The 17,000-nt window shown below is 42.5% G+C and carries 18 protein-coding genes and 2 pseudogenes; 11 read left to right on the forward strand and 9 right to left on the reverse strand.

All coding sequences use genetic code 11. From position 1 onward, the window contains the following. Positions 1 to 3: 3 nt before the first annotated feature. The 4 genes from MARME_RS08340 to MARME_RS08355 form a co-directional block, all read right to left on the reverse strand. Positions 4 to 1,125: a C4-dicarboxylate TRAP transporter substrate-binding protein gene (locus tag MARME_RS08340; RefSeq protein WP_013660814.1), complete on the reverse strand. Its 1,122-nt coding sequence runs from the start codon at positions 1,123 to 1,125 to the stop codon at positions 4 to 6. Between the two features lie 104 nt (positions 1,126 to 1,229). After that, positions 1,230 to 2,690, reverse strand: a complete 1,461-nt coding sequence (locus tag MARME_RS08345) for a flavin-containing monooxygenase (protein WP_013660815.1) — start codon at positions 2,688 to 2,690, stop codon at positions 1,230 to 1,232. Between the two features lie 30 nt (positions 2,691 to 2,720). Further along, positions 2,721 to 3,569 (reverse strand): alpha/beta fold hydrolase, encoded by an 849-nt coding sequence (locus tag MARME_RS08350; protein WP_013660816.1) that lies wholly within the window; start codon positions 3,567 to 3,569, stop codon positions 2,721 to 2,723. Positions 3,570 to 3,595: 26 nt separating this feature from the next. Then, positions 3,596 to 4,354, reverse strand: coding sequence for an SDR family NAD(P)-dependent oxidoreductase (locus tag MARME_RS08355; protein ID WP_013660817.1), 759 nt, complete (start codon positions 4,352 to 4,354; stop codon positions 3,596 to 3,598). Between the two features lie 210 nt (positions 4,355 to 4,564). Here MARME_RS08355 and MARME_RS08360 point away from each other — a divergent pair, with 210 nt between their 5' ends. The 4 genes from MARME_RS08360 to MARME_RS08375 all read left to right on the forward strand — a co-directional run bounded on the left by MARME_RS08360 (position 4,565) and on the right by MARME_RS08375 (position 8,502). Further along, the gene (locus tag MARME_RS08360; RefSeq protein ID WP_013660818.1) at positions 4,565 to 5,335 is read left to right on the forward strand and encodes an IclR family transcriptional regulator; all 771 of its coding nucleotides are present in this window, start codon (positions 4,565 to 4,567) and stop codon (positions 5,333 to 5,335) included. Positions 5,336 to 5,401: 66 nt separating this feature from the next. After that, positions 5,402 to 6,178, forward strand: a complete 777-nt coding sequence (locus MARME_RS08365) for a 3-ketoacyl-ACP reductase (protein ID WP_013660819.1) — start codon at positions 5,402 to 5,404, stop codon at positions 6,176 to 6,178. Positions 6,179 to 6,255: 77 nt separating this feature from the next. Beyond that, positions 6,256 to 7,041, forward strand: a complete 786-nt coding sequence (locus MARME_RS08370; protein ID WP_013660820.1) for a coniferyl-alcohol dehydrogenase — start codon at positions 6,256 to 6,258, stop codon at positions 7,039 to 7,041. 15 nt (positions 7,042 to 7,056) lie between these two features. Next, positions 7,057 to 8,502 carry an aldehyde dehydrogenase gene (locus MARME_RS08375; RefSeq protein WP_013660821.1) on the forward strand — a complete coding sequence of 482 codons (1,446 nt, stop codon included), beginning with the start codon at positions 7,057 to 7,059 and terminating at the stop codon, positions 8,500 to 8,502. Between the two features lie 98 nt (positions 8,503 to 8,600). On the opposite strand, the gene goxB is transcribed toward MARME_RS08375, so the two are convergent. Then, positions 8,601 to 9,740, reverse strand: a complete 1,140-nt coding sequence (gene goxB, locus MARME_RS08380) for a glycine oxidase maturase GoxB (protein ID WP_013660822.1) — start codon at positions 9,738 to 9,740, stop codon at positions 8,601 to 8,603. Beyond that, positions 9,737 to 11,779, reverse strand: a complete 2,043-nt coding sequence (gene goxA / locus MARME_RS08385) for a CTQ-dependent glycine oxidase GoxA (protein ID WP_013660823.1) — start codon at positions 11,777 to 11,779, stop codon at positions 9,737 to 9,739. The genes goxB and goxA overlap by 4 nt, the downstream gene beginning before the upstream one ends. Before the next feature lie 209 nt (positions 11,780 to 11,988). Between goxA and MARME_RS08390 the strand changes: the two genes are divergently transcribed. Beyond that, a complete protein-coding gene (locus MARME_RS08390) occupies positions 11,989 to 12,549 on the forward strand; it encodes a dienelactone hydrolase family protein (protein WP_013660824.1) in 561 nt (186 codons plus the stop codon). Between the two features lie 114 nt (positions 12,550 to 12,663). Next, on the forward strand, positions 12,664 to 13,299 hold the full coding sequence (locus MARME_RS08395; protein WP_013660825.1) for an HD domain-containing protein: 636 nt from the start codon (positions 12,664 to 12,666) through the stop codon (positions 13,297 to 13,299). Positions 13,300 to 13,339: 40 nt separating this feature from the next. Here MARME_RS08395 and MARME_RS08400 read toward each other — a convergent pair whose 3' ends face one another. The 3 genes and pseudogenes from MARME_RS08400 to MARME_RS22945 form a co-directional block, all read right to left on the reverse strand. Next, positions 13,340 to 13,630, reverse strand: coding sequence for a type II toxin-antitoxin system RelE/ParE family toxin (locus MARME_RS08400; RefSeq protein WP_013660826.1), 291 nt, complete (start codon positions 13,628 to 13,630; stop codon positions 13,340 to 13,342). Further along, a complete protein-coding gene (locus tag MARME_RS08405) occupies positions 13,623 to 13,844 on the reverse strand; it encodes a TA system antitoxin ParD family protein (RefSeq protein ID WP_013660827.1) in 222 nt (73 codons plus the stop codon). Before MARME_RS08405 ends, MARME_RS08400 begins: the two co-directional genes overlap by 8 nt. Positions 13,845 to 14,149: 305 nt before the next feature. Next, positions 14,150 to 14,206: pseudogene (locus MARME_RS22945) on the reverse strand (hypothetical protein); the annotation flags it as partial. Between the two features lie 25 nt (positions 14,207 to 14,231). Here MARME_RS22945 and MARME_RS22950 point away from each other — a divergent pair. The 5 genes and pseudogenes from MARME_RS22950 to MARME_RS08430 all read left to right on the forward strand — a co-directional run. After that, positions 14,232 to 14,428 (forward strand): annotated as a pseudogene (locus tag MARME_RS22950) (transposase); the annotation flags it as partial. Positions 14,429 to 14,798: 370 nt separating this feature from the next. Next, positions 14,799 to 15,224: a hypothetical protein gene (locus tag MARME_RS08415; protein WP_148231014.1), complete on the forward strand. Its 426-nt coding sequence runs from the start codon at positions 14,799 to 14,801 to the stop codon at positions 15,222 to 15,224. Positions 15,225 to 15,607: 383 nt separating this feature from the next. Beyond that, positions 15,608 to 16,003 carry a hypothetical protein gene (locus MARME_RS08420; RefSeq protein WP_013660830.1) on the forward strand — a complete coding sequence of 132 codons (396 nt, stop codon included), beginning with the start codon at positions 15,608 to 15,610 and terminating at the stop codon, positions 16,001 to 16,003. Between the two features lie 146 nt (positions 16,004 to 16,149). Next, positions 16,150 to 16,503, forward strand: a complete 354-nt coding sequence (locus tag MARME_RS08425) for a hypothetical protein (protein WP_013660831.1) — start codon at positions 16,150 to 16,152, stop codon at positions 16,501 to 16,503. Then, positions 16,487 to 16,891, forward strand: coding sequence for a hypothetical protein (locus MARME_RS08430; protein WP_013660832.1), 405 nt, complete (start codon positions 16,487 to 16,489; stop codon positions 16,889 to 16,891). Before MARME_RS08425 ends, MARME_RS08430 begins: the two co-directional genes overlap by 17 nt. The last annotated feature ends 109 nt before the right edge of the window (positions 16,892 to 17,000 follow it).

A 17,000-nucleotide genomic window follows, 5' to 3' on the forward strand; every position in this document is an offset into this window, starting at 1 on the left:
GAATTAGTTAGCGTAATCCATTAGTTTGCGATGTGACCAAATTTCTTTATAACGTAGTTCGGCCAGTTCTTCGATACTGTCTACACCTTCGACAAGGTGGTTCCACTTTTCGACTAACGCTAAATAGCGATCAACCTTTTCTTGTGCGTTTACAACGCCGCGTTTCTCTAGTGTGTCGGCAACGGTTGCTATGTGTTTTTGTCTGAATTCAGCCGCTTTAGCTAATAGCGATGCATCGGGCTCAATAAAGGTAATGCCTTGTTTTTCACCTTCAGCAGTTGCTTCTTTCAAAATGTCACGCCAGCCAGCGATGCTCGCGGCTTGAGCATACTGCGCTGCGTGCATAAGAGCATGGCGGTCTTTTTCATTCATTTTTGACCAGATTCGATTACTAAGGCTGGGCATAGCAGAAGCATTAAATACGCCTTGATGAATGTTGGTGACGTAACGCACAGATTCGTATAAACGTTGGTTTTTTAAATCTGGTGTCGAGCTGTAGGTTCCATCAAGGACACCTGAAGAGAGCATTTCAAACAGTTCAGTGGATGGGATTTGCGTCGCCTCGGCCCCCATTTCTGAAATAAAACGGGTAAATACAGAACCAGCTGTGCGAATGCGCATACCTGCCAAATCGCTACTGGTTCGTACTGGTTCTCGGGTTAATAGTTCGTACGTTACAGTGGCATCGCTGCCCGTATAAACTTGGCCGTTTGTACTAAACTCTGCTATGCATTCAGAGCAGGTTGAAATGTACTCGCTTACAGCTGATGCGATCGCACGGTTGTCTGTACCAACTACGGACAATTCAGCCACTAAAGCACTGTTAGTGAAGTCAGCAGCGAAATAAGGCATGATAATGGTACCCATTTCAGCAACTCCCCGTTTCAGTCCTTGATTCATTTCGGAGACGGATAAAAGCCCTGAAGGTGTGTCACGGATTTTCCATCGACCGTCCGTGAAATCTTTTAGCTTTTCGGCCATGATTGGATAAGCTGTGGTAGCCAAAACATGAGAAGGGCCAAAACCGGATACCGCACGAATTGTTTTGGCTGAAACAGCTGTTGATTGCAGCGCAAGATAAGTGAACGTTATCATGCAGGCATTTAAGAATAATTTACGATTCATATTATTTTTCCTTAATTTTTATTTTTATAACGGACGCTCTGAAAGAGCGCTCTCAACTTAATTTATACATTCTCTCTACACGGGCTTTTAATAAAGAGGCCGCTTTAACTTAAGTCATAACCTTCGCGATGAAACGTGCCATTATTGTCGCGAAAAGAATATGCGAAATCGGGCCATACCAGCGTTAAATTTCCGCTACGTTGATCGACGTACCAGCTTTTGCAGCCTCCTGCTAGCCAAACAGTACCTTCACTCATTTGTTGTAAACGCGTCACAAATTGCTCTTCGGATGATTTTTTGGCCTCAAATACCGTCTTATTCTCAATTTTTATGTGTTCTAGGGCCTCCATAATGTAATCCACTTGTGCTTCGATGATGTAAACAACAGAGTTGTGGCCGAGACCAGTATTTGGACCATTAATAACAAATAAATTGGGGAAGTTATGGACAGTTATAGCATCATATGCCTGCATTCCTTTATCCCATTGAGCATCTAAACTATGACCCTGGTCATTAAATACGCGTTTAGCAAAGGGGGGTTGGGTCGCCTCAAATCCAGTCGCTAATATAATGGTGTCAATATCTTCATAACGGACGCCGCTTTTGCCAAAGAGTGTATTTCCTTCCACTTTATGCAAAGCAGATGCTTCTAAGCAGACATGCGGTTGGTTAAATGTTGGGAAATAGTGATTGGATATTAATAGCCGTTTACAACCAATTTCGTAATCTGGGGTCAATTTTTCACGAATATCGGGATCTTCAACCTGTGATTCGAGGTGGTCTAATGCTGTTTTTTTTGCTTCATTAACAAACTTTGGAACATTCCTTCTTTGTATAAAGTTATATTCTCCCGCCCAAAAAATATCCTGTCGAAGTTTGTTCATTTCTGACGGCATACGTTTAAATAAACGTTTTTGCTGCTCAGTATATATACTGTCAGGGCGGGGGACGACATACGCTGCACTTCTTTGGAATACGACAACTTCTTTCGCAATTTTCGAAATTTCCGGCACTATTTGTATGGCGGAGGCACCTGATCCGACTATCGCAACACGTTTGTTTGTAAGATCTGCGTCATTGTTCCAACGCGCTGAGTGAAAGCAATCTCCTTTGAAGTCTTTTAAGCCTTCTATGTTAGGTAAATGTTCGTCAGCTAAATGCCCGGCCGCGGTAACTAAATAACGGGCAATATATAATCCTTGTGTTGTTTCTATATGCCATAACTTATCCTTACTGTTCCATGTCGATGTCAACATTTCGGTATTGAAATCGATGTTTTCAAGTAAATTTTCGTCTTTTGCGCAGTCACGCATATAGTTTAGAATTTCATCTCCTGGAGCAAACGTTTTAGACCAATTCGGGTTCATTTTCCAAGAAAATGAATATAAATGAGATGGAACATCACACTCCACTCCAGGGTATGTATTATCCCGCCATGCACCGCCTACATCATTCGCTCTTTCGATAATGACAAACGATGGGTGATTGTTCTGTTTTAGTTTTGCGCCTAAACCAAGCCCACCAAAACCGCTGCCTACAATTAATACATCGACTTCTTTATTCATTGTCTTCTCCAAAATTTGATAGAGTATTTTCTACGCTTGACGCACATTGATAACAGATCCATCGGTAAATCTTTCAGGGTTTGATATGAAATGATCAATATGTTGAAACAGTTCCGCAGGCCTTTCGTATACAACGCCGTGACCACTTGGAATTTCTAAATAAGATGCTCTATCAATTGAGGAGAATAGTTGTTTGCTATGATGCGTTGGAACCATCAAATCTTGACTGCATCCTATTACGAGTGTTTTTGCTTTTATTCTTGGTAAATCATCTGTTATATCAATCGTTGAATTTAGCTTCATTTGTTTATCTATAAACTCGTTGATTTCAATTTTTTTAGCGTTTTCAACGGTTTGTTCTAAAGAGCTGTTTTGAATGAAGGAAGTGCTAAAAGCACAAAAACTCATATATAGCTTTAAAGCTTCGGAATTTTCTTTACGCAAAATATTCCATATATGATTACGTAGTATTTGGTGTTCATCTGTTTTTTGCCAACCAGCAACTAATATTAGACCTGATACGTCATTAACTCTTTCAGATGCTATTTTTGCAGCGATAACGGCACCTAGAGAATAACCAAGTAAATTGTATTTTTTTCCTTCTAATGTCATGTTAATGACAGAGTATACTTGCTCCTTCAAATCAGACAGTGTTAATTTATCTTCATTTATATTTGACCAATCTATTGAAATAACTCGGCAGCGTGATGATATTAGAGGGAATAAATACCCAAAATGAGTATCTGTACTTCCTGTTGTTCCGTGAATAATAACCATCGGTAAATTATCGTTTTCTACACGCGGAACGCCTGAATCATAGTAGTTTAACGGTAATCCATTAAACGTTGTTTCGATTTTTTTATTTTCTGAAAGATTCACTGAATACTCCTTTTAATTATATTTATTTAGTAGGTAGCTCGGCCGCCTGATAAATCAAAAACAGCCCCTGTGGTAAAACTGACTTTTTCACTTGCTAAGAAATTAATCATCTCTGCGACTTCGCTGGGTTGACCCAGTCGTCCCATTGGTATTCTTTCTAATAGGCTGTTTTTCACATCTTCGTTAAACCACTCTTTTTGTAGCATCTTAGTTTCAATAACAGCAGGCGCGATGGTATTTACAATGACACCTGTTTTAGCTAATTCTTTTCCTAGTACTTTGGTCATTGCGATAACGCCTGCTTTAGCAGCGGCGTACCCTCCGCTTAAAGCATGACCTTCCATTCCTGCGGAAGATGAGACATTTATTATTCGTCCGTATGATTGTTTTAACATTTGAGGAATGATCGCTTTACACATTAAGAATTGGCTGCTTAGGTTTTGTTTTATGTCTCTTTCCCAATCAGAAAACTCCATTTCCCATATTGGTTTCATTTCACTTCCGCTGCCTGCATTATTTATTAGAATGTCAATTCTTTGAAATGCGTTGAGCGCTGAATCACGTATTCTATTTGGCGTTCCATCTGAACATAAATCGCCAATAACAACGATGCAATTACCACCCAAATTGTGTATTTCATCTTTTAATTTATTGCAGGATTCAACATCAATATCGACTAGTACTAATTTCGCGCCTTCCATATTAAGTTTTAAACATACTTCTCGACCGATACTGCCCGCAGCACCAGTAATAACGGCAACTCTGTTTTCTAAAGGCTTATTCATTATGATTTAACTCCATTGGTTAGCATTAAATCCATTCGTGAATGTTCTGTGTTCTCGTTATTTAAAGGTATACGTAATGTTGGAAGAATAGAATGGTAAATAAGTCCACGATGTGAACTTTCTATTTAACACTGACTTCTAAGCAACTAGAATGACACTATCCATTGCATTTAGATTTGGTTGTTAAGGTAAACCCTATAAGGAAATTTAATGATAAATGAAAATACCCTGTTAGTCGGGAAGGTGGCGTTGATCTTGTCGAATTTAAGCAGTTCTAGAAAAGGTGTGAGATTAAAAACCTTAGTACTCGAAAGCGGTATTGCTCATGCCTCTGTTCATCGAATTTTAAGTGACTTAAAGGAAGTTGGGTTTGTTCAACAACTTCCCGACAAATCGTACCAACTTGGTCCTGCATTATTCACTCTCGGGCTCAGTGCTCCTTCTCCGATACACGATATGGATAAGCTAAAAGAATACGCTCAAGAACTAGCAGATGATTGTGGTGACTTGGTTTATGTCTCATTAAAACAACTGAATGGAGTTCGCTACATCATTGCTTGCAAAGGCGACAGCCCCATACTTCCTAATACTATTCAGCAGGGTGACTATAAGCCTTTCACTGCGAGCTATTCGGGCATTGTACTTTTGTCATATTTGGATGAAGAGCAGCAGCGAAGCTGGATACACAAGCCGCAGCTTGATGCGCCGTTGGAATGGGTTGATGAACATCGATTTTCATTGCAACGGAATATTCCAAAAATGATAAAAGAAATGAAAGACAAGCAATATATTTACGCGCAAGACCTTGTTTTGCCTGGAGTAAGTGGCATTTCAACTGTGATTCCATCCAAAAACAGCAAATTGCCTTATATGACTGTTTCTATATCAGCGACATCTGATCGATTAAATAAAGAAACAGCAATGAAGCTGGTACCTAAATTACTCAACACAGCTAAGAAAATGAGCACTCTAATTCACTGAAAATATCACTATTTAATGGTGTGCCTGAACTCAGACATAACGTCGTTTTTAAAGTAGGAAAAGTGTATGAAACGCAATGCAATAGTAACGGGAGGAGCTCAAGGTATCGGTTTTGACATTGCGACAGAACTTGTCAGGAATGGATTTCAAGTTGCGATACTGGATGTGAAAGATACAAGCGATTTGAGTTTGGAGCTTAAAAAACGGTTAAGCGAAAGGAACGGCTCTTATCGTTATTACTCACTCGATATTAGCCAAATTGATAAACATGTTGAGGTAATCGATTCGATTGAACGCGACCTTGGAAGTATTCACTGTCTTATAAACAACGCTGGAATCGCAGCACGCCCATTGACGGATGTCTTAGACCTTTCTCAAGAGCTTTTTGATAAATCAATTGACGTGAATTTACGAGGAACATTTTTCTTAACTCAATACGTTGCGAAAAAAATGTGTCAATACAGTATTGGCTCAGAAAAATACCACAGCATTATTTTTATTACATCCATTGCAGCGGATATGGTGAATACAGAACGAAGTCAGTATTGCATTACAAAATCAGCCCTTTCAATGACGGCTAAAGTGTTTTCTCACCGTCTTGCTAAAGAAAGTATTTTCGTCCATGAAATTCGTCCCGGATTTATTAAAACTGAAATGACGGCTTCTACTGGTCGGAATACAGTAGATGAATTTATTGAAGATGGGCATCTACCTATTTCTCGTTGGGGATTATCAGAAGACGTTGGCGTGGTTTCTACCCAATTAGCGTTAGGGAAATTTCCATATATGACAGGAAATGTTTTTTGGGTCGATGGAGGGCTGCATCTGCAAAATGTTCCGTAATTCAGTCGCTAATAAACCACAGGTTTTATCTTCTGAATCTAAATAAAAAGTAATCAAAAATAAAAATGGAGACGACTATGCTATTTGGGAAAATTATTGTGGTGACTGGCGTTGCTAGTGGCATTGGACAATACACCGCTAAACTTGCTGCGCATATGGGTGCTGAAGTTATTGGTATTGATGTTAAGAAGCCAAACGATCCAATAGGCACTTTTTTGCAAGGAGATATTTCGACTCAAGAAGGTGTTGATCAGATCGTCGATGCGCTTCCCGATAGCATAGATGCGTTGTGTAACGTAGCTGGTGTTTCGGGTACAGGTGGTGCGGCGCTGACATTAGCGATTAATTTTTTTGGTTTAAAAGCCTTGTCCGAAAGTCTCGCTCCGAAAATTCGGACGGGCGGTAGTATTGTTAACGTCGCTTCTATGGCGGGTTATGAATGGCGTGAAAACGCACAACGTGCCTCAGCGATTGCGAAGTTAAGTGGTTTTCCAGAGCCAAGCAAACTGATGGAAAATTTTGAGATTCCTAATGAACTTGGTTATCCAATTTCAAAGGAAATACTCTTAGTTTGGACTATGTTAGCAGCCCATCAACCGGTGTTTAAATCGAGAAATATTCGCGTCAATGCCGTTTCACCAGGTCCAGTCGAAACGCCAATCCTGACACAGTTCCGTCAAGTTCTTGGGGATGAGCGAGTTAATTCCGATGTAGAACGAGTTGGGCGCTCAGGAACACCGTCTGATATAGCGCCAGTTATTTTATTTCTATGTTCAGATGCAGCGCGTTGGGTAAATGGTAATAACATTGCAACTGATGGCGGCCTAGAAGCCTCTGTCACTGCCGACACATTAAACTTATAAAATAAGGAAAACATTATGACGGTTTTATTAAGTATCGGTGGTCAAAACGTAGCAGCCAGCAACCACAAAGATTATTCTCGTTTGGATCCGGTCACGGGTACGGTAGCCACTGTGTCTGCTGCCGCTACGTTAGAAGATGTCACGTCAGCCGCTAGAGCGGCGCAAGATGCTTTTTCAGCTTGGGCTAACATGGGGCCGACTGAGCGTCGAGGGTTATTGAATAAAGCCGCCGATGTGATGGAAGCTAAGCGAGAGGCCTTTGTCGAAGCAATGATTACTGAGACAGGAGCAACGTCCACTTGGGCGGGTTTTAACGTAATGTTGGCCGCCAGTCATATTCGTGAGGCGGCGGCCATGACGACTCAAATCGGCGGCGAAGTGATTCCTTCGAACAAACCAGGCACGCTGGCGATGTCTGTAAATAAACCAAAAGGTGTTTGTTTGGCAATCGCCCCTTGGAATGCTCCTGTTATTTTAGGAGCGCGAGCGATTGCCATGCCACTTGCATGTGGTAATACCGTTATTTTTAAAGGCTCTGAGCTTTGCCCTCTTACTCATAGGCTAATTGTTGATTGCTTTATAGAAGCTGGTTTCCCTAAAGGTGTTGTTAACTTTATCTCGAATGACCCAAAGGACGCTCCAAACATTGTAAGAGGCTTGATTGAAGCACCGGAAGTTCGCCATGTTAACTTCACAGGGTCGAGTTCAGTAGGGCGTATTATAGGGAGAATCGCAGGGGAAAACTTAAAGCCAGCGTTGCTCGAATTAGGTGGTAAGGCTCCTCTTGTCGTGTTGTCTGATGCGGATATTGATGGCGCAGTAAATGCTGCTATCTTCGGTGCCTTTATGAATCAAGGGCAAATATGTATGTCAACTGAGCGTGTTATCGTTGATGATGAGATTGCCGATATGTTTGTCGATAAGCTTGTTGCCCGTGCATCTCAGTTACCTTGGGGGAATCCTCGGAGCGACGTGGTGTTAGGGTCGTTAGTCGATCCTCAAGTATCCGATAAAATGCATACTTTAATCGCTGATGCACTCGAAAAGGGGGCTGTAGTGGCCTGTGGAAACGACAGTGACGGCTCAATGTTTTCAGCGACTTTATTAGATGGCGTTACCAAAGACATGCGTATTTATAATGAAGAAAGCTTTGGTCCGGTTAAATCAATCATTAGAGTCAACGGCGATGACGAAGCGATCCGGGTTGCAAACGACAGTGAATATGGATTATCCGCCGCAGTTTTTTCTCAAGACATCAATCGCGCTCTGTCATGTGCCAACGCGATAAACAGCGGTATTTGTCACATTAATGGTCCTACGGTATCAGACGAGCCGCAAATGCCTTTTGGAGGTGTTGGTGATTCTGGCTTTGGGCGTTTTGGCGGCAAAGCTGGCATTGCGGAATTTACCGACTTACGCTGGATTACGGTAGAAGATCCAAATCAACATTATCCGTTTTGACCTACACAGTGGTTAATTGATGAAACCGTTAGAGACCCTTGTGCGGCGTAAACGGACCGAATCTCCGCACATTGCCTAATTTGCGTAATCGTTATCTGTTATAACCTCCTTTTCCAAAAGGTGTTATTTCGAAATCGTTTTTCATGTGAATACATGGAATTTCGTTGTAATAGATAGTTTCTTCGACCTTTTTTAACGGCGTCAGTGTATTTTTGAAGAGCACTGTAGTCGTTGGCTAAGTATGACGCCACGATTTTTTGACTTTGCGCGGCTGCCCAAAATGCGGTTGTCATTCCATGCGCAGATAGGGGGTCAAACGATGCAGCGGCATCTCCAATTGCCATCCATCCTGCTTTTTTGGCGATGCCTGCGGCGGGAGTTAACCAGCGGGTAGCGGCGCTTGTTAATTCTGGCTCTGAATTGACCTCAAATTCAGCGTCATCAATCCAGTGTGCGATATGTGTCGTTTGATCTAACAATGCACGCCATACGTCGAGCTCGTTTGTGACACCTCTTGGCATCAAATCAGGATCCGTATAAAAGTTGACGGACAAATCGCCATTTGACAAAAGAGAAGCGTACCACCAACCGTTTTTCGTGCTTTCTATCAGCGTGGCTGGTGTAGCAAGAACCTCGGAGTTTGGACGTTGCTTCAAGAATGCGTACGCACACACAAGATGGTCATCGGTTTTCAATTTCGTTACGTTTTGCTTAGACAGAATCTTTCCAAGTGCTTGGGTTCGGCCACTTGCATCGATCGCAAATCGAGTCGATACAGGTTTATCGGCTACAGTGTTTTGCTCCTCAGAATCAGCGGGGATTAACCAATTACCGTTTCTTTCGGATATTTCTTTTAGCTTGGATTCAATCACTAGATCCGATTCTTCAGTGGCGAGGGAATAAAGATCCATTTCCAGCTTGGCTCTATTGACGATATGCCCAGCGCCTTCTAAGTGTATAACACTGTTGCGTTCGACTAGTGCTTCTTGTCCCCAAGCCGAAAATGTCGTGTTTGATGATCTGTGTTCGGGTGTATCTAACAAATAGGAAAGCCCTAACTCCGCGAGAATAGGGTTCGCCGCCGGAGCTAATGATTCACCTACTTTGTATTCGATCGATTCCATTTTAGGACGTATCCAAACAATGGAAAAACCTGACTGTTTTAGTGCAATGACGGCGGCGGCACCTGCAAGGCCACCACCGACAATCGCTACATCGTATAGGGTCGAGCTAATCAATTAGGCAGGTCTCCCATTGATGGATTCCACTTGAATCGATCTTCGACATTTCCGCGTCCTACTTCGACATACATCTCTTTGGGGACAGCAGATAAGCCACCCGTACCTGCGCCTTTAGGGCCTTTTCGTTTCACAACAAAGCCCATTCTTTCCCAAAGCGTAATCATGTTGGTAATGCCGTCCCAGTAGCTTGCATTGGCGTGGTAACCGATGCCTGCAACGCCTCTTTTCCAGTCCGCTCTGTTTTCGTAGAATTTTACACGTTCAGAATCATCAAGAGATTCGTCCATTAATTGAGTGTAATTCTCTTCGGGCAATACATCTATCGGCAATAGGGCCGGCCACCATACCGCAGTCGGGAAATCTTCTTGCATCAGAACCTGCTGACAGCTGAAGGCATCACACTGCCAAGGCAGCCCCATCCAACGAGTTAGGTCTCCCGCCCATTGGTGTGCTAACGGAGGAGATGTTCCAAGAGCTGGGTCACCTTTTTCTGCTTTTTCTAACGTGAGCAGTCGGCCAATATTCTGTACAAGTTTGTCGCGTTTTCTATGGGCTAGCCTGAAGGGGTCAGCGGCATTATCGTAATTACGCGCATACATACTCGGTATTCTTAAATAATAAGTCAGTTCGACGCCAGGGTGGAATGCGCCACCTGAGCATGGCTCAAGCGCGGCCTCAGTCAATGCATCCGGTTGTAATTTGAGATCGACATCTTCGATCGTGTGGATCGCATCGGCTTTGTCATCTTCAAAATCATTCGTGAAGTTACCGGCCGCCCAATATTCTAAGAACTGGTACTGCTGATGCGGGAACTGGAACCATTGAAGCGGGCTTCCATCATAATTGATACCATCGCCAAGCATCATGGGCATTTTTAAACGTTCATCAAGGTAGGCGGTGTCGCTTACATTGTTCGGGTTACGGAACTTCGTAAAAATATCTTGTCGGAAGGCTTGGTTGGCAGGGCTTGGATCCGCAAGTTGTTTAATATAAGCCGGGTCAGAAAAGTTCCCAACCCCTAGCCAACCTTGACGCAGATTGGCAGCAGAGCTGACCCATTCCATTAACCCTAAGCGACGGAAAATAGGGTAGATGTGTTTTCTGAAAGAGATTGGCGCTTGAACAGGCGGTGTCCAACCTTGCTCTGCGTTCATATTTGAAATCACATCATATAAGGTTGTAACCGGTGGGATTTCAGGTGCGAAGTTCGGGCCAATACAAGCAACCCATGCGGTATCCGCTTCCATAAAAGTGCCATCTGGGAGTTTTACGGTTGCTTGTACTGGTCCATCGCACCAATCGTCGTGCCAGCCATCGTTATCGGCGAAACTCGTAATAGCGGCGTTGGTTGGGCTGTTTGAAACACCGTCAGGTGGAATGACGATTAGTCGACCGTGCTCGTCTGTTTTTATCTTTCCAAGTTTGACGGTTTCTTCATTCCAGAATTGACCGACAAACTGGTAGGTATCATTTTCGGTATCGCCATTTTGATTGATGCCAGAAATGGAGCGCTCGCCACCATTGATGACCAACATACGTTCTCGTTCTTCATCGGAAACGAAATATTGATTACGCTTTTGGCCTGGAATACCGGGGGCCAGTTCACCGTTGTCGAGTGGGTTATTAAAACCATACCAAGCCGCCTTGGTATTCGCTAAATGAACATTCCATTCGATGGTTGCATTGTGTTCGGTGATTTCGCCAATGACTCTGTCTTGGTCATCAAACGCATAAATTCGAAAGCGCTGCGCTTGTTTTTTAATGGCTTGAGTACCGTCTTTAAAGCCTCCTTCTGGCATCGGAGGTAACCCAGGTACTTCAGGGGCAAGGAAATATTGATCGCTGCCGCCTACACGACAGATTCCAATTGTCGGATAGATACCGAGGCGGTGTATTTTTGCGTCTTTTGGCGCTTCTTCGCGATGCGTGGATGCAATCGCTGATTTTGGGATAAGTGGAAATGCGCTTAGAGCGGTCACGCTGCCCGCCATCGATAGAAAATCCCGTCTTTTCATTTTTTTGCCGTCATTTTGCATCGTATCGTCCTATCTCTATCCATTAATATGAAATGTAAGGTCTTGATTAAATTAGCTCATTTTCTGAAAAAATCACATTACACGGTGTTACACTTAATATCAGAGTATAGGAATGACAAGGAAAACACTTAATTCACGCGGTTTTAACGTCGTGTTTTGAGAGCGCGCTTGAAAGTCGCGTTGTGAAACATGTTGTATAAGGAAGGTATATGAAGTGTATTTTTGTCTCGGATATCTTCGGGAAAACAGAAGCGTTGCAAGCCTTAGCAGCGCGTTGCGCCAAACATTATGACATTATTGACCCGTATCGTGGTCACCTAACATTTGACGATGAAGAGAAGGCTTACAACTACTTTTCGACGCATGTAGGGTTAGGTTTATACACACAAAGGCTACAACAACATATTGAAGCGCTTACCGAGCCCGTTATTTTGATTGGCTTTAGTGTCGGAGCGTCAGCGATTTGGGCGCTGTCGAGCGAGCTGAATAATGACCTGAACAGTGCGCAGATTGTAAGAGCGGAATGCTTTTACGGCTCTCAAATTAGAAATGCGACTGAGATTATACCGAACTTCAATATTAGGCTGATTTTTCCGCGAGAAGAGGCACACTTTTCGGTTGATGAACTGATCGACGCAGTCAAAGACAAGCCCAATGTACAGATTGAAAGATCGAACTATTTACATGGTTTTATGAACGCGCTGTCTAAGAACTATGATGAGAGAGGAAAAGACATCTACTGCTCAAGGTTCTTAGATGATCTAATTTAAATGGGTATACACGGCAGTAGTATTCGCGACAGTAGTATGAGCTGCAAAGCGTTTAAGTGTCATTGCACGGTATGCAGTAAACTAAGATAGTAAGCGGCAAAATAAGAACTTGAGATGTTATTGAAAGAATACGAGCCTTTATTGCGGGATTACATCGCAGGTGAAATGGATCAAGATTTAGCGCATGATATGAATCACGTGCTACGCGTCGTATCGACTGCAAAAACATTGTGTGATGCCGAAAAAGCGAATCGCTCAGTAGTGATTCCAGCAGCGTATCTACATGACTGTTTTTCGTTTGGGAAAGGTCATCCGCAACGAAGCCAAAGTTCGCAATACGCCGCCGACAAAGCGATTACGTTCTTGAAAACCATAGACTATCCCCAAGACGACCTAGCTGATATCCACCACGCGATTGTGGCACACAGCTACAGCGCCAACGTTCCCCCTCGCACACTCGAAGCAAAAATTGTTCAAGACGCAGATCGACTGGATGCTTTAGGAGCGATGGGGATCGTTCGATGTATTCAAATAGGTTCCAAACTAGACAGAACGTTTTACTCCCAAATCGATCCATTTTGCGAAGATCGAGACCCTGACGATGCCGAATTTACCCTCGATCATTTTTACACCAAGCTGCTTAACCTAGAAGACTCTATGCATACGTTATCGGCGAGAGCGGAAGCGAGAAAGCGAACTGAATTTATGACGCAATTTCTTGGTCAGTTATCCGTGGAATTGAGGCGCTAGTATTGTGATCTTGCTTTTAGATGGTCTTAGCTCTGATCCCTCAAAGTAACTTCTTAGCATCTCGATAGAAGTTTTCATGAGAACCAAAAGTTAGTAGCTCTAAAACGACAGCATCATCCTCATAGCAGTAACCTAGTAAGGTGAGCTGCTTAATCATTTTAAACTTGTAAACTCGCATAAATGCAAGATCACCTTTTTTAGGTTCGCCAAGCAGAGGGTTCTTTATTAGTTCTTTAACCGCTTTATCAAGATCACTCTTTTGGTTTTTGTGGAGTTTTTTGACGGCCTTTTTAAAACTTGGGGTTTGTGTAACGTGTGTGACTTTAGTCAAATTCGTAAGCCTCAAGTTTGCCAGCTTCTTTTTCTGCTTTGGCAATGATCGCTTGCTTTACAAATTCATAAGGTAAATCTGGATTATCTTCCATCATTTCGCCAATTTTAGCCCAGTGCTCAATCTGTTTAGGCGTAGTTCGGTTTAACGCTTTCGCCATAATGCTCGCTTTTTCTACTAAGCCCTCGTCTAATCTAATACTTGCTGTAGCCATGATTTTCTCCTGTTATTTCTGATTAATTGTAGCACTTTGCGACAATTGTGGTAGCAGACCATCGAAAATTATAAAGAGAAATTTGGCCATTGGTCAGACTTACCAAGTATATTAAGCAAGGAGCTCAGGACTATTACGTAAAATTTCATCTACATTAATCGCATGTACCTTGTTCATCTCATTTCGTTGATGGCATCGAGGCTTTCCGGCAGGATTTGGCCTCCATCAACTACGATTTGCTGCCCTGTAATGTAACTTGCTTCGTCGGCTTCACCACGGGTAGCGATCATGATTTCAACGCCTTGGCTGACAAATACCTTTGCGATGCCTTTGCCTATTCTTTTTGAAGCTCCGGTGACGATGGCGACTTTTCCTGCTCAACTATGTTTACTTCACGTCTTGCCAAAAGGCTTCATGCGAGTAAGACACTATGGCTATATGTCGAATGCGATCCGACGAAAGAGCCTATTAAAAATACGAGAACAAGGCACGCCCCGTCCTGAACAAGATAAAAAGGAGCCGGAAGAAAAAAGCACCCAAAAGGACTGTACGGTAACGGGATGTCATTGCCCTGCGTGCGGTGATGTGTCGGCACACTACATAGGTGAAGTCACCTCGAACCGTTGGAAGCGAGAAAGCTTAAGAACAGGCTAGTTGCATAAAACGAACACGAACGTCAGCGAAAATAGAATCAGGTCAAAGACCCTGAGGGGTTAGGCTTGCCAATCGCCTAGTATCTGGGTAAAACTATAGAGATAGACGATAAAAAACGATCAAAAAGAGTCTTCTTAGCCCGACTTAAGGGCAGGAGCACTCGAAAATACACCGCAAAGACACAGGGACGTCACATCATGAAAAAAGCAAATTCCCTATATAAAGACGCGACAGTTCAACAGACGGTTATAACTGGGGCTGTGCCGCCGTATAACCATTAATTGTTATGTTTCCTAAGCTATGAGTACTGAACCACATATAAATTTACAACGTAGGCACATGCGGGCAGCTTTCATCGGCGCACTAACCTCATTACTTATTCCTGTTTCTTTTATAGTTTTCTTCGTTCTTGGTGAAATTTTTTACCCACCAGAAAACTCCGAAAATGATGGCTATATTCGTGGTTTCGCAATTTTCCTAGGTTTTGTCCCATTAATATTCTTCAGTTGTTTTATTTACTTCATCCTAATGAGTATCAAAGAAACATTATCACTCAAATCAGCACTTATAGTTTCTCTGTTACTTTCATGTTCACTTGGCTTTTTACTCACTAAAAATTCTGCACCCATGCCGCAACTGTTTATTTATTGGGGTTCCGTTTCTTTATTTTTTAGTACAACCTTGTGTTTAGGGGCTTGGGTATGGCACAAAAAACTAAAAACATAACAAGAGACTATGGCGTCAATAGTTAATTTACCGACTTTGGCGCTTCCCACAAGACACCATCTCGCAACATCAAATTTAAGATTAAAACAATGGAGGCCACCCATAGCTTTGCTCGAACGTCAGCGAAAATAGAACCAGGTCAAAGAGCCTGAGGGATTAGGCTTGCCAATTGCCTAGTATCTGGGTAAAACTATAGAAATAGACGATCAAAAAGAGTCTTCTTAGCCTGATTTAAAGGCAAGAGCACTCGAAAACACAGGGACGTCACATCATGAAAAAAGCAAATTCCCTATATAAAGACGCGGCAGCTCAACAGACTGTTATAACTGCGGCTGCGCCACCGTATAACCCTTAATTGTTACGTGTAATCAGAAGCTGAGAGTATGAGTATATTTACTGCCATATTGGTCTTGTTATTAACACCTTTACTTGTTTGGTTAGGTAATCAGTTTATTCTCAAAGAGAAATTTAAAAGTATTGGTGTTTCTCTGCTCTCTGCGTTACTTGTATACCTATTTATTGTCGGCAGTGCAGCGTACTATGACTACAAATATGAGGCAGAGTTGGCTGCATTTGACTTAAATCAGGATGGGATGTTTTCGGGTGACGAAGTTACTCTGGAGCAAGAGAAGGCTATGCTTCGTGTTATTTCGGATACTGGAAGAACTTTTGCACCATTCACCGGGGCAATATTTTCAATACTATATTTTTCCTGTCTTTGGATAACATTTGTACTTTCTTCAAAGGTATATAATAGGACTGAGCCTAGAAACACATAACAAAGCTAGGCAACATCAGCGCATAAATACACATGCGCTTGGACGTCCAACACCCCGCTTCTTTTGTGTTGTCGCTGCTCCCCAAATTAACACAAAAGAAGCTACGTATTGGCCGCCGTTGCTAGCGGCGTTTAAGTTTCCAAATTATGAATAGAGTATTGATACAAAAAGGAATTGGCGCAGCTCTAATATTAAGCGGGGTAGCTCTACTTGTTCTCAAAATATCTAGCGCGTCCGAAGCTCAGCAAAGCTGGGATTTCTGGGCATCACCTGAAAGCGGTGGAATGTTGTTTGTCGGCGCCGTAGCTCTTGAATTGGTCTTTCTTGTTTCGCGCTTTACTCTAGGTTATTTCGTATACCAGTGCAAAAATATGGGGCCTTGGTTATTTTATCCATTGGCATTATTGACCTCAGTTAGCGGCTTATCAGGCATTGTTTTAGTTGCAGCGGTTTTAGCTCTTCGCTTTTGGCAAGGTAGGGTGCATGCGTCCAAAACTTAACAAGGCTGTCCAGCACAATATGCGTTATGTTTCTATGAGAATATTTGTTACCCCTTTACTTATTTTGAACTTCAGTGCACAAGCTTGTGAGCTTACTCCTGAATATATAAAGTTGCGCTCGGAAGTTACCAAAGAAATCCATGAATCTAATAGATCATGTATTAAGGCGACCAGCGCTCACTTTTTTTACAAAGCAGTGTCTAAATGTATTGAAGAAGGGCGAGGTGAAAATATTGCCGGAGGTTGTTATCACGTAGTTGGCTATGAGGTAACCCATGAAGAAATGGAACTCGTACATTGTGAAGTTTTAAAGCCAACTAACGAGCAATCAATCGAATACTTGCAAGCTGTTGCGAAGGAAAGAGGGATAGCCAAGTGTTTAAAGTAACTCAAAACATAACAGTTGGCTTTGCTCCATCGTCGCTAATTTTAGCCAACAATTTTTTGCCTCTTATGAGGCGTTGGTAAATCTATGTGTCGATTACTTATATTTTTGT

The organism is Marinomonas mediterranea MMB-1 (genome assembly GCF_000192865.1).
GTDB lineage: Bacteria > Pseudomonadota > Gammaproteobacteria > Pseudomonadales > Marinomonadaceae > Marinomonas > Marinomonas mediterranea.

Coding starts and splice junctions, on each gene's coding strand:
- MARME_RS08370 (WP_013660820.1), top strand. CDS start 6,256: ATGCTATTTGGGAAAATTATTGTGGTGACTGGCGTTGCTAGTGGCATT.
- MARME_RS08390 (WP_013660824.1), top strand. CDS start 11,989: ATGAAGTGTATTTTTGTCTCGGATATCTTCGGGAAAACAGAAGCGTTG.
- MARME_RS08405 (WP_013660827.1), bottom strand. CDS start 13,844: ATGGCTACAGCAAGTATTAGATTAGACGAGGGCTTAGTAGAAAAAGCG.
- MARME_RS08425 (WP_013660831.1), top strand. CDS start 16,150: ATGAATAGAGTATTGATACAAAAAGGAATTGGCGCAGCTCTAATATTA.
- MARME_RS08360 (WP_013660818.1), top strand. CDS start 4,565: ATGATAAATGAAAATACCCTGTTAGTCGGGAAGGTGGCGTTGATCTTG.
- MARME_RS08420 (WP_013660830.1), top strand. CDS start 15,608: ATGAGTATATTTACTGCCATATTGGTCTTGTTATTAACACCTTTACTT.
- goxA (WP_013660823.1), bottom strand. CDS start 11,779: ATGCAAAATGACGGCAAAAAAATGAAAAGACGGGATTTTCTATCGATG.
- MARME_RS08345 (WP_013660815.1), bottom strand. CDS start 2,690: ATGAATAAAGAAGTCGATGTATTAATTGTAGGCAGCGGTTTTGGTGGG.
- MARME_RS08340 (WP_013660814.1), bottom strand. CDS start 1,125: ATGAATCGTAAATTATTCTTAAATGCCTGCATGATAACGTTCACTTAT.
- MARME_RS08415 (WP_148231014.1), top strand. CDS start 14,799: ATGAGTACTGAACCACATATAAATTTACAACGTAGGCACATGCGGGCA.
- MARME_RS08395 (WP_013660825.1), top strand. CDS start 12,664: ATGTTATTGAAAGAATACGAGCCTTTATTGCGGGATTACATCGCAGGT.
- MARME_RS08365 (WP_013660819.1), top strand. CDS start 5,402: ATGAAACGCAATGCAATAGTAACGGGAGGAGCTCAAGGTATCGGTTTT.
- MARME_RS08375 (WP_013660821.1), top strand. CDS start 7,057: ATGACGGTTTTATTAAGTATCGGTGGTCAAAACGTAGCAGCCAGCAAC.
- MARME_RS08430 (WP_013660832.1), top strand. CDS start 16,487: ATGCGTCCAAAACTTAACAAGGCTGTCCAGCACAATATGCGTTATGTT.
- MARME_RS08355 (WP_013660817.1), bottom strand. CDS start 4,354: ATGAATAAGCCTTTAGAAAACAGAGTTGCCGTTATTACTGGTGCTGCG.